Genomic DNA, 19,190 nt, shown 5'->3' with positions numbered 1-19,190 from the left:
GAATTCTTCTATTTTGGATTGTTTTGGGGGCGAAATAGACAAATCTCAGGTGAAGTTCCGTTAATTCTTCACCAAATCATGGCTTATTTTATGTTCTTTTATATTTATCAGGCTCAAGGATAATAAAAACAGATAAAAAAAACAGTGTTTTTATGATTTTTGACCTTGAATTTACATTTGTCATCCTCATGTTAATGAACAGAAGAGTGGCATCAAGTGTTACGCCCCTATGATTATTCAACATAAAGTATAGATGTTTTGGAGTAAAAATGAGCGAAACGGCAACGCAAAATAAAGAGACTCGTGGCTTTCAATCTGAAGTAAAACAACTACTTCATCTAATGATTCACTCACTGTATTCAAATAAAGAAATCTTTCTACGTGAGCTGATCTCTAACGCATCTGACGCGGCTGATAAGCTTCGTTTTCAAGCTCTATCGAACGGTGACCTTTACCAAGGTGATGCAGATCTAGGTGTAAAACTTTCTTTCAACGCGGAAGCAAACACGTTAACCATTTCTGATAACGGTATCGGTATGAGCCGCGACAACGTTATTGAGCATTTAGGTACGATTGCTAAGTCAGGCACTGCAGATTTTTTCTCAAAGCTGTCTGAAGACCAAAGCAAAGACTCTCAACTGATTGGTCAATTTGGTGTGGGTTTCTATTCTGCATTCATCGTCGCAGACGCGGTAACGGTTCGCACACGTGCAGCTGGCCTGCCGAACAATGAAGCTGTTCAGTGGCACTCTGCAGGTGAAGGCGATTACACAATCGAAGACATCACTAAAGAGTCTCGTGGTACTGACATCGTTCTGCACATGCGTGAAGACGGTAAAGAGTTCTTAAATGAGTGGCGTCTGCGTGAAGTGATTGGTAAATATTCTGACCACATCGGTATTCCTGTTTCTATCTTCACAGCAGTGAAAGATGACGAAGGTAAAGACACCGAAGAGAAACATTGGGAACAGATCAATAAGGCGCAAGCGCTTTGGACTCGCAACAAATCTGATATCGAGAAAGAAGAGTACCAAGAGTTTTACAAGCACGTATCTCACGACTTTGCTGATCCACTAACCTGGAGCCACAACAAGGTTGAAGGTAAGAACGATTACACAAGCCTGCTTTACATCCCAGCGAAAGCACCTTGGGACATGATGAACCGTGACCACAAGAGTGGCTTGAAACTTTACGTGCAGCGTGTATTCATCATGGATGACGCAGAGCAGTTCATGCCATCTTACATGCGTTTCGTTCGTGGCTTGATTGACTCAAACGATCTGCCATTGAACGTGTCTCGTGAAATCCTGCAAGACAACAAGGTAACTCAGTCTCTTCGTGGCGCATGTACCAAGCGTGTACTGACTATGCTTGAGCGCATGGCGAAGAATGACAATGATAAGTACCTAGAGTTTTGGAAAGAGTTCGGCCTAGTATTGAAAGAAGGCCCGGCTGAAGATATGGCGAACAAAGAGAAGATCGCTGGTCTACTTCGTTTCTCGTCAACGGAAGTGGATTCTGCTGAACAAACCATCAGCCTAGAATCTTACGTTGAGCGCATGAAAGAAGGCCAAGATAAGATTTACTACCTGACAGCAGATAGCTACGCTGCCGCTAAGAACAGCCCACACTTGGAGCAGTTCAAAGCTAAAGGTATTGAAGTGGTTCTAATGTACGATCGTATTGATGAGTACGTAATGAACTACCTGACTGACTTCGACGGTAAACAGTTCCAATCGATCACTAAAGCAGGCTTAGACCTAAGCAAGTTTGAAGGTGAAGAAGAGAAAGAGAAGCAAAAAGAGACAGAAGAAGAGTTCAAATCTGTTGTTGAGCGTACTCAATCTTACCTAGGTGGTCGTGTTAAAGAAGTTCGTACGACCTTCAAGCTAGCAACGACACCTGCGGTTGTTGTGACTGACGACTTCGAAATGGGCACGCAAATGGCGAAGCTTCTTGAAGCTGCGGGTCAAGCGGCACCGGAAGTGAAGTACATCTTCGAGATTAACCCTGAGCACGCACTGGTTAAACAGATGGCTGACGAAGCAGACGAGCAAGCGTTTGGTCGTTGGGTTGAGTTGCTACTTGGTCAAGCGATGCTGGCTGAAAAGGGCTCAATGGAAGATCCGTCACAATTCTTGGGTGCAATCAACGAGCTACTAACAAAGCGTTAGTCTTTCGACTTTAGGTTAAGCCAACAATTACAATAAAAAGCTCGCAAATGCGGGCTTTTTTTTATGAACGTCGTTGAAAATTGACCTAACGTGGTCAACGTCACCGTTATCGTCACAACAAATGTTGTCGATGCATTCTTTAGTCGTAAATTCAGCCAAATTGAATATTAATGTGATAGAATGCTCGACCTAATCAGCTGGGGCTAAGAAGCGACTATCTCCAGTTGTATGATTTTTAAACGTTATACCGAAACTTACCGTTTTGCTTCTGTTCACAGTTTTGCTTAGCCTCAATGGTTACTTAACGCTTTCTGTTCATCCTAAAAATGAGCAAGAATGGAGGGATAGTGAGCTTCGGTATAAATCATAATTTTATAAGAGGATTAAACATGCGCATCATTCTTCTAGGTGCTCCTGGCGCGGGTAAAGGTACTCAAGCTAACTTCATCATGAACAAATTTGGTATCCCTCAAATTTCAACTGGTGACATGCTACGTGCTGCTATCAAAGCGGGTACTGAGCTTGGTAAGCAAGCAAAATCAGTAATCGACGCTGGTCAGCTAGTTTCTGATGAAATTATCCTTGGTCTTATCAAAGAGCGTATCGCTCAAGATGACTGTGAGAAAGGTTTCCTACTAGACGGTTTCCCACGCACAATCCCACAAGCTGATGGCCTAAAAGAAATGGGCATCGCTGTTGATTACGTTGTTGAATTTGACGTAGCTGACGATGTGATTGTTGAGCGTATGGCTGGTCGTCGTGCTCACCTTCCTTCTGGTCGTACATACCACACTGTGTACAATCCGCCTAAAGAAGAAGGTAAAGATGACGTAACGGGTGAAGACCTAGTGGTACGTGATGACGACAAAGAAGAAACAGTTCGTGCACGTCTAGGTGTATACCACGATCAAACAGCTCCGCTAATCTCTTACTACGGTAAAGAAGCTGAAGCAGGTAACACTCAGTACCTTAAGTTTGACGGTACTAAGCAAGTTGCTGAAGTTAGTGCAGAACTTGAGAAAGCACTAGCATAATTGGCTAACAGCCAGTTTTAGAATTTGATATATTGGAAGCGACCTTAAGGGTCGCTTTTTTTGTTTCAATTTTTAGTACGATACCAATCTATATAACTTGATTGCACATGATTCAGAACGGTTCAGACCCGACGGCAGTGGCTAGCAATTGAGAGTGGATTTTGTGTATCTCATATGAAGAATGATTATTCAGACTTTCATTGAGGCGCAATGATCTTAAACTTATGCAGATTAGTATATTACTTTCCAGAAAATCACATATTGGTCTCAGGTATCTATGGAAAATAATAAAAAGCAGGGCGTTTTACTGGTGAACTTAGGAACGCCAGATGCGGCGACCCCCGCTGGCGTTCGTCGATTTTTGAGTGAATTCTTACACGACAAGCGAGTTGTAAACCTAACGCGTTGGCTTTGGTGTCCTATATTACATGGCGTGATTTTACCGATTCGCTCGCCTAAAGTTGCTAAGCTGTATCAGTCTGTCTGGATGGATGAGGGCTCACCACTGCTTGTGTACTCTCAAAGACAAGCTGAAAAGCTCCAGAAAAAACTAGAGATGCCTGTTGCACTGGGTATGACCTATGGCAACCCAAGCCTAAAGACTGGTGTTGAGCAACTGATGGAGCAGGGCGTTGAGGACATCATCGTACTGCCTTTATATCCGCAGTACTCTGGCACAACCACAGCGGCGGTTTCTGATGGTTTAACCAAAGCCTTTAAGCAGATGCCAGTTATCCCGAGCTATCGCTTTATTCGCGACTACTACGCGCACCCAAGCTATGCAAAAGCATTGGCTGAAAGCGTCCGCAGTCATTGGGATAAAAATGGCAGAGCCGATCATTTAGTGTGTTCTTTCCACGGTATTCCGAAGCGACTGGCTGATGAAGGCGATATCTACCCTCAGCATTGTGAAGCGACAACAAAGCTGCTTGCGGCAGAGTTAGGTTTGTTAGCGGACGATATCACCATGACATACCAATCGCGATTTGGTCGAGAAGAGTGGTTGAAGCCATACACTGACGAGACACTTGAGTCACTGCCGAGTAAAGGCATCAAGAAGATCGACATCATGGCACCTGCCTTTTCGGTTGACTGTTTGGAAACGTTGGAAGAGATTTCAGACCAGTGTAAAGAGACGTTCATTGACGCTGGTGGTTCGGACTTTAGCTACATTATGTGTCTGAACGACAGAGACTCACACATCGACATGATGGCTGAACTAGTGGCGCTTCATCGCTAACTGATATGGCGATTGAATAGATAACAAAAGGGCTGCTCATTGAGCAGCCCTTTTTGATCTTGATGTTTCTTCTTGAAATCGATCTAGCTATTAAGCGACCGAAGTTTCTGCTTTTGGTTCTGCTTCAAGCGTCATGTTGGTTTCTACACCATGCATCCATGATACAAGCTTACCAGCACAAAGCAGCAGTAATATGGCACTCACCGTTGCTGTGATAGCAATACCACTGAAGATTGACATAGCACCAAGCTCACCAACGTGAGAACCGACCAGGCCTGCCACGTAGTTTGCCACCGCATTGAAGCCAAACCATGCACCCATCATCAATGATGCTAGGCGAAGCGGAGCTAACTTAGTGACCAACGACAGGCCAATAGGCGATAGACAAAGCTCACCAAGGGTATGGAAGAAGAAAGCACCGACTAGCCATAGCATTGATGTTTTCACGGTTAGGTCACCGCCTTGCTCCATTACCGCGCCCATCATGCACACAAAGCCCAGTGCTAAGAAGAACAATGCCATTGCAAACTTAACAGGAGAGTTGGGTTCACGCTTACCCAGTTTCACCCAGAACGCAGCAATGATTGGAGCAAGTGTAATGATGAAGAATGGGTTCAAAGATTGGAACCACGCAGCAGGAACTTCAAAGCCACCAATCATACGGTCAGTATATTGTTGAGTGTAGATGTTCATTAGGCCGCCAGCTTGTTCAAAGCCCGCCCAGAAAACAATCACGAACAGACCCATGATAAGAATCACTTTTAGTCTGTCGAACTCTTCTTTGGTCAGTGGCGCTTTTTCTTTAGATTTGTTTAGTGCTTTCGCTCTTGCAGCAGCAGGTACAGAACCGATGTTGCCCAACCAAGACTGAGCCATTGTCACTTGCATGATCAAGCTAATAACCATACCAATACCAGCGGCTAGGAAACCTGCTTTCCAACCGAATGAATCGACAGCAGCACCTGAAATTAAGCCACCAAGCAGCGCACCTAAGTTGATGCCCATGTAGAAAATGGTGAAAGCACCGTCACGGCGGTTATCGCCTTCTTGGTACAGATCGCCAACCATGGTTGAGATGTTCGGCTTAAACATACCGTTACCACTGATTAGCAGAGCTAAACCAAGGTACAGCGCGTTCACTTGGTCTAAACCGATGAAGCCGTTAGGTAGAGCCAGTGTAAATTGGCCAAGTGCCATCAATACACCGCCAATCATAATTGATTTACGCTGACCTAGGTAGTTATCGGCAATCCAGCCACCAATTAATGGTGTGATGTAGACTAAGCCGGTGTAAATACCGTAGAGATCGATTGCGTCTTTCGTTGACCAACCCAGTCCACCGTTGAGGGTAGTGTCAGTCAAAAATAAGACAAGGATGGCACGCATCGCATAGTAAGAGAAACGTTCCCATAGCTCTGTGCTAAAAAGTAGAAATAGGCCTCTAGGGTGGCCAAAGATGTTGTGGTTGCTTGGCATAAGTTTTACTAATTTTAGGTATTAAAAGATTTTATAGTCATTCATGTATACACAGTGGGATAAAAGTCTGCAATAGACTTATTTTATGGTCACGACAACTTGGTTTAACTAAGATGTTGATATTAAATATCTTTATTTTTAATGTTGCCCATTTTAGATGTGCTGCAAACTAATTTTCCAGATTTGAGTTGGTTGGTTAATAACCTTCATTAAAGTTGTGTTGAATTAAAATCTTTAGATATATTGCTCTGGTGTATCATTTTGAGTTTGAAGGGAGTGGCATGCGCATTAGGTGGGGTATACATATGCTTACAACAATGAGTCTTTTGATCTCTAAATGATCTCTGTACAATGCTTAACCACTCCGACACCTATAACTTTTTGTTGATAAATTGGTCTGCTACGCATTATTTTTCGTTAGCAACGATTCATTTTATTAATGGTGATTTAACCGTTTTAGGCATGTGGTAAAATATCTAAAAATATAAAATGGCTAGTCAAATGAAACGTTGGTATTTGCTTTACTGTAAGCGTGGTGATCAAAAACGCGCTCAGCAGCACTTAGAGAATCAGGGGGTAGAGTGCTTTTACCCTCAAATAGAAGTCGAAAAGGTGGTGAGAGGGAAAGAAAAGCAGGTCAAAGAACCGCTGTTTCCGTCTTACATCTTTGTTCGCTTCGACTATGAGCAAGGTCCTAGCTTCACGACCGTTCGTTCAACACGTGGCGTTGTGGACTTTATTAAGTTCGGTTCACTGCCGCACGAGGTCCAAGGAGACTTGGTGTTTGAACTTAAAGAGTTTGAGAAGTGCTGCAGTAACGAAGTGGAAGATTGTTGTGTTGAGTTTGAATCTGGACAGGTAGTTAAGATTCAGAGTGGCCAATTTGCTGGGGTTGAAGCTATTTTCGATCAGAAAGACGGTGAGGCTCGATCGATTATGCTGGTGAAAATGATCAGCCAAGTCGTTCCAATCAGTATTGAGAACGAAGCACTACAAGCTCGCGCATAACTGCAGTAATAAAAATAGGCTTAAAACAAAAGGCGCATAATGCGCCTTTTTTAGTCTTTAGGATTTGTTCAAAACGCTCTAAGCGTTGTAAGCATCGTTGTGAACGGCTTGTACTGCACGGCCTGATGGGTCGACACAGTTTTTGAATGACTCATCCCACTCAATCGCTTTCGCTGATGAACAAGCAACTGAAGGACCACCAGGTACACACTCTGCCGCAGATTCTAGAGGGAATAGCTCCTCAAAGATTTCACGGTAAGCATAACCTTCTTTGGTTGTTGGCGTGTTGTAAGGGAAACGGAACTTAGCAGCTTCCATTTGTTGATCCGTTACTTTTGCTTCAGCCGTTGCTTTCAATGTATCAATCCAATCGTAGCCAACACCATCAGAGAACTGCTCTTTTTGACGCCATGCGATTGAATCTGGTAGGTAGTCTTCAAAACACTCACGCAGGATGTGTTTCTCCATCTTACCGTTACCGCACATCTTATCTTCAGGGTTCAGACGCATTGCGACATCGATGAACTCTTTATCCAAGAATGGTACACGGCCTTCAACACCCCATGCCGCTAGCGATTTGTTTGCACGAGCACAGTCGAACATGCTTAGAGCAAGCAGTTTACGTACTGTCTCTTCGTGGAACTCTTTCGCGTTTGGCGCTTTATGGAAGTACAGGTAACCACCAAAGATTTCATCAGCACCTTCACCTGAAAGTACCATCTTGATGCCCATCGCTTTGATCTTACGAGCCAGCAAGTACATTGGCGTTGATGCACGAATCGTCGTTACATCGTAAGTTTCGATATGGTAGATAACGTCACGGATTGCGTCTAGGCCTTCCTGAATAGTGTAAGTCATCTCATGGTGCACAGTTCCGATCTTGTCCGCAACTTCACGAGCAGCGATAAGGTCTGGTGCGCCTTCAAGACCAACAGCGAACGAGTGCAGTTGTGGCCACCAAGCTTCAGATTGCTCATCATCTTCGATACGCATTGCCGCAAAGCGTTTTGCAACTGCTGAAGTAATTGATGAATCCAGGCCACCAGATAGAAGTACACCGTAAGGAACGTCAGTCATTAGTTGACGTTTAACGGCTGCTTCTAGCGCTTCAGTCAGTTCTTCTTTGCTTGTGCTGTTGCCTTGTACCGCAGCGTACTCGTTCCAATCGCGGATGTAGTAGCGTTGAGGTTCAGCATCTTTCGAAGAGTAGAAGCTACCTGGAGGGAATTCACTGATCGTCTTACATACTTCAACCAATGCTTTCATCTCTGAAGCCACGTAGTAGTTGCCGTGCTCATCGTAACCTTGGTAAAGCGGGATGATACCAATATGGTCGCGGCCCACTAGGTACTCGTCTTTCTCTTCGTCGTATAAAACGAATGCGAAAATACCGTTAAGCTCTTCTAGAAGGTCTGCACCCATCTCTTGGTATAGCGCTAGGATAACTTCACAGTCAGAATCAGTCTGGAACTGGTACTTATCTTCATAGCGTGCACGAAGTTCTTTGTGGTTATAAATTTCACCGTTTACTGCAAGAATGTGCTTTTTGTCTTGACTGTATAGTGGTTGAGCACCACTGTTCAAGCCAACAATAGCAAGACGTTCATGAGCAAGGATTGCTTTTTCACCAGCATAGATACCAGACCAGTCTGGACCACGGTGACGAAGCTTCTTAGACATTTCTAAAGCAATAGGGCGAAGTGTTGCGGCATCACTTTTAATGTCGAGAATGCCAAATACTGAACACATAGAACTTCCTTTTAAATAATTTCCAAATCAACTGCATTCAATTTGCCATTCTGGCTAAAAAAAGCAACCGGATGTGAGCAAAAAAATAATATAAAGGGTGTTCTGTTAGAAATTATCTAATTTTTATGTGCTTTTGGTGTGTGATGTTTAATTGCGGTTGGTTTTTTAAACAAAAACCTCTCAAAAGTGCGAAAAATAGGCAGTTTTGAGAGGTTTAGTTGAACACTGTCTAATACTAGATTTTATTGATATTTGGATTTAACTGTTCGCAAACGTGGCGAGCAAAACCACTACCAGCCTCGCTGTAAATGTTAAATGCCGCATCAACGCCATTCTCTTTCAGTGTTTCGAGTTGATCGGGATATTCAGCAATAGCCGCAATTTGGCCTTTAAAGTTACGTGACTTTAATTGTTCTAAAGCGGTTTGATTACCTTGGTGGTGAGGCATTGCCAAAATCACCAGCTTTACGTTTGCTGTATCTAGAATTCGCTCCCAGAAATCTGGGTCAGTCGCGTCGCCAGAAATCACGTTTCTGCCTTGGCTTCTGTGGTTGTGCGCGGCTTCTTCACGCACTTCTACACCTAGGCTGACCTTGCCATAGCGAGTACGTAATTCGTCATAAGCACCGGTACCAATTCGGCCCATACCTAGAATAAGCACTTGGGCACGACCAGGGTCAATTCGCTTATCACGTCGGTGAAGCTTTTCTGACGCATGCTCTTTTAGCCATTTACCTGACTGCTGATAAAGCTTATGACCAGCTCGGTTTAAAGGAGCAGCGATTAGAAAAGACAGTGAAACTGCAATGGCAACGGCAACTAAGATATCACCCGACATCCAACCCATCTTGAAGGCGAGACCACCAACGATGAGGCCAAACTCGCTATAGTTAAACAGTGATAGCGAGGCAAGTAGAGACGTTCGAACACGGAACTTGAAGCGGTTGAGTACCAAGAAGTAGAGAACACCTTTCACTGGCAGCATCAGCAAGAACAAGATTGCGAGCATAAAGCCTTGAATGGTTGGTTGCTCTGACAGACCAATATTCAAGAAGAAACAGACAAGGAAAAGTTCTTTAAGGTTAAACAGCGACTTTGATAATTCTGAGGCTTTTGGGTGACCAGCAAGTAACATACCTAGAACAAGAGCCCCCAAATCTGGTTTCACACCAACCAAATGGAATAAACCAGCACCGACGACTAATGCGAAGAAGATGCCGGAAAGAACCAGCATCTCACCGTGACCAACCCAATTGAGCACTTTGTAGAACAGTGGGCGTAATAAGGGTAGGGCAAACAGAGCAATTGCATACCACTCAGGTATTTTGCCCGTAGAAGCCGTTAAGAATACTACGGCGAAGATATCCTGCATGACCAAGATACCAATCGCTAACGTTCCGTAGGTCGCATTCATTTCGCCTTTCTCTTGCAGAGTCTTAACCGCAAATACAGTACTAGAGAATGAAAGAGCAAAACCGAGCAGAACGATCTGTTCTACCGACATGGCAGCTAGCGATGAAATACCTAAGAACTTAAAGCCAAACAGGGCGACGGCGAAAAACAGAGTGGACAAAAGGTTGTGGATTGTCGCGCCAGCCCAGATCTCTTTAGAGAGTAGGGTTTTGATATCGAGCTTTAAGCCGATAGTAAATAGAAGCAGCGTGACACCAAGGTCAGCTAAAGTAATGATGGTGTCATTGGTTTCAAAGCCAAAGGCAAAAAGCCCAAAGCCTGCAACCAAAAAACCAACTAATGGGGGAAGGTGACACTTTAAAGCAATAAATCCTGCGATAAACGCAGTGGATATTAATATAAGTTCCATAACTTGTTGTTGTAGTTCCCTAGCTTAAAAAAACGGGCCGTGTTTATACAAACACGGCCCGCGGAAAATCAGAATTGTTTTCTCTAGTCTTCGAGAAGCTTCTGCAGTAACACGCCGTTAAGCATGGCGCGCTTAATCATAGCAAAAGCTCCCATCGTAGGATGTTTATCGATCTGTGATGCTACAATAGGCAGGCCGCTATGGAAAGTCGTTAACGACTGATTCTCTACATTGCGCTTAATTGCAGGAAAAACAATCTCTTGTGCCTTGGTAATATCACCAGCAATGATAACTTTTTGAGGGTTAAATAAGTTAATCGTCATCGCGATAGCCTTACCTAACTGGTTTCCTACTCGAACTAAGCTTTGCTTGGCTAGCTCATCACCATTAATCGCGTGGTCACAAACGTCTTGAATCGTAATATGCTCAAGCTCTGTTAAAGAAGACTCATAGCCTTGTTTAATCAGCTTCTGCACGCGTTCAACGATAGCTGGGTTTGCCGCTACTGTTTCAAGACAGCCGAAGTTACCACATTGGCATTGCTCGCCTAGCGGATCAATTTGGATATGACCAATTTCACCCACATTACGGTTATGACCTAGGAAAACCTGACCATTAACGATAATACCTGCACCTGTACCACGGTGAACACTGACCAAAATAGAATCTTGGCTATCTTTACTTGCACCGAAGTAGTGCTCAGCAAGCGCCATTCCACGAACATCGTTACCAACAAAACAAGCAACATGGAATGTATCGCGAATAATGTCGCTTAATGCGAGGTTATCGATGTCGGTATTCGGCATGTACTCAACAACACCGGTCGTTGGGTTAACCAAGCCTGGAAGCGTGACACCAATAGCAATCAGTTGATCGATCTTTGGTTGATGCTCAGCAATGAAAGCTTTGAGGTTATTGACCAAGCCTTGGGTAAGGTCTGATTGGTCTGAATAATTCAGGTCTTGCTGTTGGAAAGCCAATTCACGACCACCAAGGTCATGCAGGCTTATTTGAATGTAGTCTCGACCCAAACGCACAGCAACAGAATGAAAAGGCTCTACTTCTGTGGTTAGGGAGATAGCGCGTCTACCGCCAGTAGACGCTTGCTGCGCAACCTCTTTAATTAGGCCGCGCTCTAAAAGTTGGCGGGTAATTTTTGTAACACTTGCCGGTGCGAGTTGGCTTACATCAGCCACTTGTATACGACTGATAGGCCCCTGTTGGTCTATAAGTCGGTATACCGCCGCACTGTTTAGTTGTTTAACTAAGTCTACGTTACCTATTTGTCCGCCATTCATACTTAATTGTGCTCGTATTGTCCGTTAACAACAGTCGCTTTAACGTTAAAGTCTCGGTCAAATACAGCTAGGTTTGCAACCATGCCTTTTTTGATTCGACCTAGCTTGCTTTCTACACCGATAGCCGTAGCTGGGTATAGCGTAGCCATGCGAAGAGCTTCGTCTAAAGCGATACCAGCGTGCTCAACTGTATTCTGAACTGCTTCAATCATAGTCAGAGCTGAGCCGCCCAGTGTGCCGTTTTCATCAACACACTTACCATCACGGTAATATACTTTCTTACCGACAAAAATAAAGTATTCCATGTCAGCACCTGCAGGAGCTGTGGCATCCGTCACTAATACCAACTTTTCTCCCTTGATTTTATGCGCAATTCTGATGTTTGCGTAATCAACGTGGAAGCCGTCGGCAATAATGCCAGCGTAAACCTCAGGAGTATCGTAAATCGCGCCAACAACGCCAGGCTCACGACCAACCATCGGCGTCATTGCATTGAACAGGTGAGTGGCGAACGTGATACCAGATTCGAAACCTTGACGCGCTTCTGCGTAAGTTGCGTTGGTGTGGCCGATAGAAACGACAACGCCAGCTTTGTGCAGGCGTTCGATGTGTTCAGGGTCGTTAAGCTCTGGAGCCAATGTTACTTTTGCAACAAGGTCACGGTTCTCACAGATAAGCTCAATCATTTCGTTGTCAGATTTACGAATGTGATCGACGCTATGGATGCCTTTTTTCGCAACGTTTAGGTAAGGGCCTTCAAGGTGCAGACCTAAAGATTGGTTTTGGTACTGGTTATGGTATTCACGAGCTGCCGTAATAACCGCACGCATATCTTCGTCTGAAGAGGTGATAAGCGTTGGTAGGAAGCTAGTACAGCCAGATTTCAGGTTTGCTTTGTGCATGATCTGCATGGTTTCTGCAGTGATCTCATCGTTAAGCATTACACCGCCACAACCATTCAGTTGTAGGTCAATGAAACCTGGGCTTAGGTTTGCACCGTCTAGGTCGCGAAGCTCGATTCCTTCTGGCAATTCAGAGATAGGACAGACTTTTTTGATCAGTTCGTTTTCGATTACAACAGCATGATCGGTTAGAACATCACTACCAGTGTAAATTTTACAGTTACTTAGCGCGTACATAGTCAGCTAATCCTTATTTCGTGAGATCTTTTAAATTCGTTCGTTACCTAAATGCGGACTTAGTTTGCGAGCATCATTTACGTAACGATTTATCTTTTATGGGCAAACGGCTTCAAAATGAGAAGCGATTTAAGTTGTTGAAAAACATATGAACAATTGATTTTTATTATACATTAAGGTCCATCAATAATGATTATTCACGGTGCTCTATAAGCCCGGAGTAACCATCTTTTTGCCTAATGATTAGATTTGGATTTTATCCATAAATGTTCATTTTTTTGAATGATAAAATAAGTTTTATGATCTCGCTAGCAAAAACCTCTGGATTTGGTAAAAACTGGTGATTAGGATCACAAATGGTAAGGTTTTAATTTGCGGAGCAAAATTAATTGAATACACTGAATAGGACTAAATTGAGCGACTAAAATAAGTTTCTCAAACGAATTCTAAAAAATCCTATAGGGGGAAACAACTGGTGAATATTCTAGGATATGCGCAGAAGCTTGGTAAGGCGTTAATGCTACCAATCGCAACGCTTCCGATTGCGGCATTGCTGCTACGTCTGGGTCAACCAGACTTACTCGATATCGCATTCATGGCATCTGCTGGTAACGCAATCTTCAGTCAACTACCATTATTGTTTGGTTTGGGTATAGCTATTGGTCTTTCTAAAGACGGTAACGGCGCAGCAGGTCTTGCTGGTGCAGTTGCTTACTTTGTTCTGACAGCAACCGCAACAAACATCGATGCTAGTGTAAATATGTCATTCTTCGGCGGTATCTTTGCAGGTATCATCGCAGGTCACTCTTACAATGCATTCCACGCGACTCGTCTTCCAGAGTGGCTAGCATTCTTCTCTGGCAAACGTCTAGTTCCTATTATGGCTGGTCTATTTGCTCTAGTTGCTGGCGCAATCTTTGGTGTTGTATGGCCTGCTGTTCAATCTGGTCTAGATGCACTTGCTCACGCAGTTTCAACGTCTGGCGCTATCGGTCAATTTGTTTACGGTACTCTTAACCGTGCACTTATCCCAGTAGGTCTACACCATGTACTGAACTCGTACTTCTGGTTCGGTATGGGCTCTTGTCAAGAGATCGTAGTTGCTGCAGAAGGCTTCTCTCAACTTTGTGTTGACCCTGCACTAGCTAAAACTTTAGTTGTTGGTCAAGAGTACACATTTGAATTTGCTAACTCAGTTAACCCAGAAATTGTTGCAACTGTTAAAGAAGTAACTGAAACAGTTAAATCTGGCGACCTACACCGTTTCTTCGGCGGCGATAAAGGCGCTGGCGTATTCATGAACGGTTTCTTCCCAGTAATGATGTTCGGTCTACCAGGTGCTGCACTTGCAATGTACCTAGCTGCTCCTGCTGAAAAACGTAGCCAAGTTGGTGGCGCACTATTCTCAGTTGCATTCTGTTCATTCCTAACAGGTATCACAGAGCCGCTAGAATTCATGTTCGTATTCCTAGCTCCTGCTCTATACGCAATGCACGCTGTATTTACAGGTTTGTCTCTAGTAGTTGCTAACATGTTTGGTACTCTGCACGGTTTCGGTTTCTCTGCTGGTCTTATCGACTTCGTATTGAACTGGGGTCTAGCAACTAAACCATTCGTACTACTACTAATCGGTCTTGGCTTCGGTGCTCTATACTTCTTCACTTTCTCTTTCGCAATCCGCGCTTTCAACTTGAAATCGCCAGGTCGTGAAGATGATGACGAAGCTGTTGCAGCTCCTGCTGGCGAAGCACCAAAGGGCGACCTTGCACGTCAATACCTGAAAGCTCTAGGTGGTCACGACAACCTAACTTCAATCGACGCTTGTATCACTCGTCTACGTCTAACTCTTAAAGACCGCTCTGTTGCAGATGAAGTTGTTCTTAAGAAACTTGGTGCTAAAGGTGTGGTTAAACTAGGTGAAAACAACCTACAGGTTATCCTAGGCCCACTAGCTGAAATCGTAGCTGGCGAAATGAAAGCTATTGGTGCAGGCGAAGACCTATCTGATGTAAAACTTCCACAGTAAGGGAAGTACTTAATTAAGACGTAAAGTTACTCTTAAGTAAGTGTCAAATTGAAAGCCTCCCACACGGGAGGCTTTTTTGTGCCTGCAGTTTAAGACCAGCGAACACGGTTCGTTCTATTCTTCATCGAATAGCAGAAATAATCGCAATTAACGGACGGTTCTTATTGTGCAAAGGCTAAGAATTGTGGATGATTAGCAACAATGATCTTTCTATCTTTGACTGGCGCTATAAGCGACCGTTTTCTTGGGGACGAAAGATAACTTTCTCTGACAATACTAAATACATAGAGGTGCTATAGATGAGTGAAGCTGAGGCTCGTCCATCGAATTTCATTCGCCAAATTATTGATAAAGATTTAGCGGATGGTACACACAGTAGCGTGCATACTCGTTTCCCGCCGGAGCCAAATGGCTACCTGCACATTGGTCACGCTAAATCTATTTGCTTGAACTTTGGTATTGCTCAGGACTACCAGGGACAATGTAATCTTCGTTTCGATGATACAAACCCTGAAAAAGAAGACGTTGAATACGTTGAGTCAATTAAGAATGATGTAAGCTGGTTAGGCTTCGAATGGTCTGGTGATATTTGTTACTCATCAAACTACTTCGATACGCTTTACGCTTATGCTGTGGAATTAATTAATAAAGGCTTAGCGTATGTTGACGAGCTAAGTCCTGATCAAATCCGTGAGTACCGTGGCACGCTAAAAGAGCCTGGTAAAGCGAGCCCACACCGTGACCGCAGCCCTGAAGAGAACCTAGCGTTGTTTGAAAAAATGCGTGACGGTGGCTTTGAAGAAGGTAAAGCGTGTCTACGTGCTAAGATCGACATGAGCTCTTCGTTCATGGTTATGCGCGATCCTGTTATCTACCGTGTTCGTTTTGCTCACCACCATCAAACGGCTGACAAGTGGTGCATTTACCCAATGTACGACTTTACTCACTGTATCTCTGATGCGCTGGAAGGTATTACGCACTCTATCTGTACGCTTGAATTCCAAGATAACCGTCGTTTGTACGATTGGGTTCTAGATAACATCACGATTGACTGCCAACCTCGTCAGTACGAGTTTAGCCGCCTGAATCTTGAATATACAGTGATGTCTAAGCGTAAGCTGAACCAACTTGTGGTTGAAAACCTAGTTCAAGGTTGGGATGACCCACGCATGCCTACTATTTCTGGCCTACGTCGTCGTGGTTTTACTTCAAGCTCGATTCGTGAATTCTGTAAGCGTATTGGTGTAACTAAGCAAGAGAACATGATTGAGTTCGGTTCACTTGAATCTTGCATCCGTGATGATCTGAACGAAAATGCACCTCGTGCAATGGCTGTTCTGGATCCAGTTAAGATCGTTATCGAAAACTACGAAGCAGATACAGTAGAAACGTTAACGGTTGCAAATCACCCAAACAAGCCAGAAATGGGCACTCGTGAAGTACCATTTACACGTGAAGTTTGGATTGAGCGTGATGACTTCCGTGAAGAAGCAAACAAAAAGTACAAGCGTTTGGTTCTAGGTAAAGAAGTTCGCCTGCGTGGTGCTTACGTGATCAAAGCTGAACGTATCGAAAAAGATGCAGAAGGCAACATTACGACTATCTTCTGTTCTTACGACAATGAAACATTGGGTAAGAACCCTGCAGATGGCCGCAAAGTGAAAGGCGTTATCCACTGGGTATCTGCTGATAAAGCACTGCCTGCTGAGATTCGTTTGTACGATCGTCTATTCACAGTGCCAAACCCAGCCGCTGCTGATGACTTCGCTGCAACGCTAAACCCTGAATCACTTGTTACGCTAAATGGTTTTGTTGAACCTAGCTTAGCAGAAGGTGTGGCAGAGCAAGCGTACCAGTTTGAACGTACAGGTTACTTCTGTGTGGATTCGAAAGACTCTAAAGCAGATGCACTAGTCTTCAACCGCACGGTTGGTCTACGTGACACATGGGGTAAAACTGAAGCTTAATCGCTAAAGTGATTCGCTTTCGATAAGCACCCTAATAAAAAACCGGCTTAGAGCCGGTTTTTTGTATCTGAATAAAGTCGTCAATTATAGAATAAGTTGCGATTAATCGTCTTATGTAGTGACCATATAAAAAACGCCGGCCTAAGCCAGCGTTCTGTATTACTACTTCGCTTTATGCGCGTCTGGATTGCCTTTGCAATCTCCGTTAATGCTTTTGCCGTACAAGTACAAACTGTGGTTTGTTAGTTGCACGTTGTAACGCTGAGCAATCTCTTTCTGTCTTTCTTCGATCATGTCATCAGAGAATTCGATCACTTCGCCACAATCTAAACATACAAGGTGGTCGTGGTGGTGCTGTGTAGAAAGTTCAAATACAGACTTGCCGCCTTCGAAGTGGTGACGAGTTACAATGCCAGCGTCATCGAATTGGTTAAGTACTCGATAAACGGTTGCAAGACCGATTTCTTCACCTAGGTCGATCAGCTTCTTATATAAATCTTCAGCACTAATATGTTGGCAGTCTGGCTGTTGTAATACTTCTAAAATTTTGAGCCGTGGAAGGGTCACTTTAAGACCTGCATCTTTTAGCGCTTGATTATTGTCTGACATATACTTTCCTGTTGATGATCTGCAGCAATTAACAGAATTCAATATTAATACCATTATAGTTTAGTCAGGCATAACAATAAACCACGAACTTCAAAGGGTTACTTACTGACATCACAATCTGTTTTGTAAATTGGAAGTATCTCACTTATAGTGGAGGTACGACCAGTCAAGGTGACGGTGTTTCTGATATGAACATGGAATGTTGTTATGAATAAGCAACTCGCAAAAATATATAAACCCAACATTGTAAAATTTGCTCTTAATATTTGGCCTCCCTTTTGGGGAGCGGGTATTCGAATAGCCCACATTAGCACTGACTTTAGGGTTGTTAAGACAGTACTTAAGCTACGCTGGTGGAATAAGAACGCCAATCGTACTCAATATGGCGGCAGTATCTTTTCTCTTACCGATCCCGTTTACTCATTGATGTTAATGGGAATTTTAGGTGAACGATATTATGTTTGGGATAAAGAAGCGAGCATTAACTTCATCAAGCCGGGGCAATCGGACTTGTATGCAGATTTTGAGATAAGGCAAGGGCAGCTTGACGATATCTATCGTCAGACGCAACTCGGTGAAAAGTGCTTCCCCGAATTTATTATTCACGTGAAAGATAAGCAGGGTAATGTGGTTTCAGAAATTCAACGCACCCTCTATGTAAGAAAGAAGCCGCAATTTAGAGATGATGATGAAGCATTAGAGGCTGAGTGCTAATTAATAGATTTTAAATAGCAAAAAACCTCCTATAAGGAGGTTTTTTCATATCTACATAATGGTTATTAACTGTAACAATTAACAACCACTAGAGAATTAGTCTTCTAGCTCTGCTAGGCACATCTCTTCGTGGATTTGTTTAACCCAGTTAGATACGCGCTCATCAGTTAGCTCAGGTTGACGGTCTTCATCGATACATAGACCAACGAATTGGCTGTCATCGCCTTCAACTAAACCTTTCGATGCTTCGAATTCGTAGCCTTCAGTTGATGTGTGACCTAGGATAGTACCGCCTTTCGCTTCAACGATGTCACGGATAGTACCCATAGCATCACAGAAGTATTCTGCGTAATCTTCTTGGTCGCCACAACCAAAGATAGCAACAAGCTTAGTTGAGAAATCAATAGCTTCTAGCTCTGGGAAAAAGTCATCCCAATCACATTGTGCTTCGCCGTAGTACCACGTAGGGATACCAAGCAGCAGTAGATCGAAGTTATCGATATCTTCTTTGCTGCTTTTTGCAATGTCTTGAACGTGAACGAGCTGTTTGCTCAATTGCTTTTGAATCATCTTAGCAACAGCTTCAGTGTTACCTGTATCGCTACCAAAGAAGAGACCTACACTTGCCATAGAATCATTACCTTTCATTTTGTCTGTTGTCGGTGTAATAAAGTTCGGAAGAGAATCGTTAGATCCCAGTTCCTTCCCAGCTTAGTTGGATTATCCCTTTGGCGATAAAACCCGCACAGCCAAGGAAAAGTACTAACCATACGATGCGACGACCAAATGGAGGAACATTTCCCTGCTTGAGAACGTCCTTAATTGCCATACCGATTAAAAAGAAAATCGCGGCAAACAGGAGATCTAAACCAACAGATTCGATGATGTTCATGTAGTCGTAAAGCATGGGAACCTTATATACCAATTTTGCTTG

15 protein-coding genes are annotated in these 19,190 nt (G+C 43.6%); 7 read left to right on the top strand and 8 right to left on the bottom strand.

Features of this window, described 5'->3' with window-relative positions:
• Positions 1-269: 269 nt before the first annotated feature.
• From htpG to hemH, 3 genes are all read left to right on the top strand, one after another.
• Positions 270-2,174, top strand: coding sequence for a molecular chaperone HtpG (gene htpG / locus AB4493_RS10505; RefSeq protein WP_017062201.1), 1,905 nt, complete (start codon positions 270-272; stop codon positions 2,172-2,174).
• Between the two features lie 389 nt (positions 2,175-2,563).
• Positions 2,564-3,208: an adenylate kinase gene (adk, locus tag AB4493_RS10500; protein WP_017062200.1), complete on the top strand. Its 645-nt coding sequence runs from the start codon at positions 2,564-2,566 to the stop codon at positions 3,206-3,208.
• Positions 3,209-3,485: 277 nt separating this feature from the next.
• Complete coding sequence (hemH, locus tag AB4493_RS10495; protein WP_017068992.1) at positions 3,486-4,448, top strand: ferrochelatase; 963 nt, start codon at positions 3,486-3,488, stop codon at positions 4,446-4,448.
• 90 nt (positions 4,449-4,538) lie between these two features.
• Here the strand turns inward: hemH and AB4493_RS10490 are convergent, their stop codons facing one another.
• Positions 4,539-5,924, bottom strand: a complete 1,386-nt coding sequence (locus AB4493_RS10490) for a peptide MFS transporter (protein ID WP_372154957.1) — start codon at positions 5,922-5,924, stop codon at positions 4,539-4,541.
• A 501-nt stretch (positions 5,925-6,425) separates the two neighbouring features.
• Between AB4493_RS10490 and rfaH the strand changes: the two genes are divergently transcribed.
• The gene (gene rfaH, locus AB4493_RS10485) at positions 6,426-6,932 is read left to right on the top strand and encodes a transcription/translation regulatory transformer protein RfaH (protein ID WP_017068990.1); all 507 of its coding nucleotides are present in this window, start codon (positions 6,426-6,428) and stop codon (positions 6,930-6,932) included.
• Between the two features lie 78 nt (positions 6,933-7,010).
• Here rfaH and asnB read toward each other — a convergent pair whose 3' ends face one another.
• The 4 genes from asnB to nagA all read right to left on the bottom strand — a co-directional run bounded on the left by asnB (position 7,011) and on the right by nagA (position 12,940).
• Positions 7,011-8,681 carry an asparagine synthase B gene (gene asnB, locus AB4493_RS10480; RefSeq protein ID WP_102320162.1) on the bottom strand — a complete coding sequence of 557 codons (1,671 nt, stop codon included), beginning with the start codon at positions 8,679-8,681 and terminating at the stop codon, positions 7,011-7,013.
• 235 nt (positions 8,682-8,916) lie between these two features.
• On the bottom strand, positions 8,917-10,503 hold the full coding sequence (locus AB4493_RS10475) for a cation:proton antiporter (RefSeq protein WP_372074675.1): 1,587 nt from the start codon (positions 10,501-10,503) through the stop codon (positions 8,917-8,919).
• Positions 10,504-10,586: 83 nt separating this feature from the next.
• Positions 10,587-11,801 (bottom strand): ROK family protein, encoded by a 1,215-nt coding sequence (locus tag AB4493_RS10470; RefSeq protein ID WP_017062194.1) that lies wholly within the window; start codon positions 11,799-11,801, stop codon positions 10,587-10,589.
• A gap of 2 nt (positions 11,802-11,803) precedes the next feature.
• Positions 11,804-12,940, bottom strand: coding sequence for an N-acetylglucosamine-6-phosphate deacetylase (gene nagA, locus AB4493_RS10465; protein WP_017062193.1), 1,137 nt, complete (start codon positions 12,938-12,940; stop codon positions 11,804-11,806).
• A gap of 475 nt (positions 12,941-13,415) precedes the next feature.
• Between nagA and nagE the strand changes: the two genes are divergently transcribed.
• On the top strand, positions 13,416-14,966 hold the full coding sequence (gene nagE, locus AB4493_RS10460; RefSeq protein ID WP_032545860.1) for an N-acetylglucosamine-specific PTS transporter subunit IIBC: 1,551 nt from the start codon (positions 13,416-13,418) through the stop codon (positions 14,964-14,966).
• Between the two features lie 299 nt (positions 14,967-15,265).
• Positions 15,266-16,933 carry a glutamine--tRNA ligase gene (gene glnS, locus AB4493_RS10455; RefSeq protein WP_372154956.1) on the top strand — a complete coding sequence of 556 codons (1,668 nt, stop codon included), beginning with the start codon at positions 15,266-15,268 and terminating at the stop codon, positions 16,931-16,933.
• A gap of 162 nt (positions 16,934-17,095) precedes the next feature.
• Here the strand turns inward: glnS and fcrX are convergent, their stop codons facing one another.
• On the bottom strand, positions 17,096-17,542 hold the full coding sequence (gene fcrX / locus AB4493_RS10450) for a ferric iron uptake transcriptional regulator FcrX (protein WP_372154954.1): 447 nt from the start codon (positions 17,540-17,542) through the stop codon (positions 17,096-17,098).
• Between the two features lie 207 nt (positions 17,543-17,749).
• Here fcrX and AB4493_RS10445 point away from each other — a divergent pair, with 207 nt between their 5' ends.
• Positions 17,750-18,256: a DUF4442 domain-containing protein gene (locus AB4493_RS10445; RefSeq protein WP_017061955.1), complete on the top strand. Its 507-nt coding sequence runs from the start codon at positions 17,750-17,752 to the stop codon at positions 18,254-18,256.
• A 96-nt stretch (positions 18,257-18,352) separates the two neighbouring features.
• Here the strand turns inward: AB4493_RS10445 and fldA are convergent, their stop codons facing one another.
• Together fldA and AB4493_RS10435 are read right to left on the bottom strand one after the other, a co-directional pair.
• Entirely contained in the window at positions 18,353-18,886 is a 534-nt protein-coding gene (gene fldA, locus AB4493_RS10440; RefSeq protein WP_010436745.1) for a flavodoxin FldA, read from the bottom strand.
• Positions 18,887-18,944: 58 nt separating this feature from the next.
• Positions 18,945-19,163 carry a DUF2788 domain-containing protein gene (locus AB4493_RS10435; RefSeq protein WP_004737900.1) on the bottom strand — a complete coding sequence of 73 codons (219 nt, stop codon included), beginning with the start codon at positions 19,161-19,163 and terminating at the stop codon, positions 18,945-18,947.
• Positions 19,164-19,190: the final 27 nt, after the last annotated feature.

The sequence above is a fragment of the Vibrio sp. 10N.222.55.A1 genome (assembly GCF_041473835.1).
GTDB lineage: Bacteria > Pseudomonadota > Gammaproteobacteria > Enterobacterales > Vibrionaceae > Vibrio > Vibrio crassostreae_C.
Note: the sequence above shows the minus strand (reverse complement) of the source record. Positions and strands in the feature narration are given on the sequence as shown.

Excerpts from the sequence above, each read along its gene's own strand:
- htpG (WP_017062201.1), top strand. The coding sequence starts at position 270 with ATGAGCGAAACGGCAACGCAAAATAAAGAGACTCGTGGCTTTCAATCT.
- adk (WP_017062200.1), top strand. The coding sequence starts at position 2,564 with ATGCGCATCATTCTTCTAGGTGCTCCTGGCGCGGGTAAAGGTACTCAA.
- hemH (WP_017068992.1), top strand. The coding sequence starts at position 3,486 with ATGGAAAATAATAAAAAGCAGGGCGTTTTACTGGTGAACTTAGGAACG.
- AB4493_RS10490 (WP_372154957.1), bottom strand. The coding sequence starts at position 5,924 with ATGCCAAGCAACCACAACATCTTTGGCCACCCTAGAGGCCTATTTCTA.
- rfaH (WP_017068990.1), top strand. The coding sequence starts at position 6,426 with ATGAAACGTTGGTATTTGCTTTACTGTAAGCGTGGTGATCAAAAACGC.
- asnB (WP_102320162.1), bottom strand. The coding sequence starts at position 8,681 with ATGTGTTCAGTATTTGGCATTCTCGACATTAAAAGTGATGCCGCAACA.
- AB4493_RS10475 (WP_372074675.1), bottom strand. The coding sequence starts at position 10,503 with ATGGAACTTATATTAATATCCACTGCGTTTATCGCAGGATTTATTGCT.
- AB4493_RS10470 (WP_017062194.1), bottom strand. The coding sequence starts at position 11,801 with ATGAATGGCGGACAAATAGGTAACGTAGACTTAGTTAAACAACTAAAC.
- nagA (WP_017062193.1), bottom strand. The coding sequence starts at position 12,940 with ATGTACGCGCTAAGTAACTGTAAAATTTACACTGGTAGTGATGTTCTA.
- glnS (WP_372154956.1), top strand. The coding sequence starts at position 15,266 with ATGAGTGAAGCTGAGGCTCGTCCATCGAATTTCATTCGCCAAATTATT.
- fcrX (WP_372154954.1), bottom strand. The coding sequence starts at position 17,542 with ATGTCAGACAATAATCAAGCGCTAAAAGATGCAGGTCTTAAAGTGACC.
- AB4493_RS10445 (WP_017061955.1), top strand. The coding sequence starts at position 17,750 with ATGAATAAGCAACTCGCAAAAATATATAAACCCAACATTGTAAAATTT.
- fldA (WP_010436745.1), bottom strand. The coding sequence starts at position 18,886 with ATGGCAAGTGTAGGTCTCTTCTTTGGTAGCGATACAGGTAACACTGAA.
- AB4493_RS10435 (WP_004737900.1), bottom strand. The coding sequence starts at position 19,163 with ATGCTTTACGACTACATGAACATCATCGAATCTGTTGGTTTAGATCTC.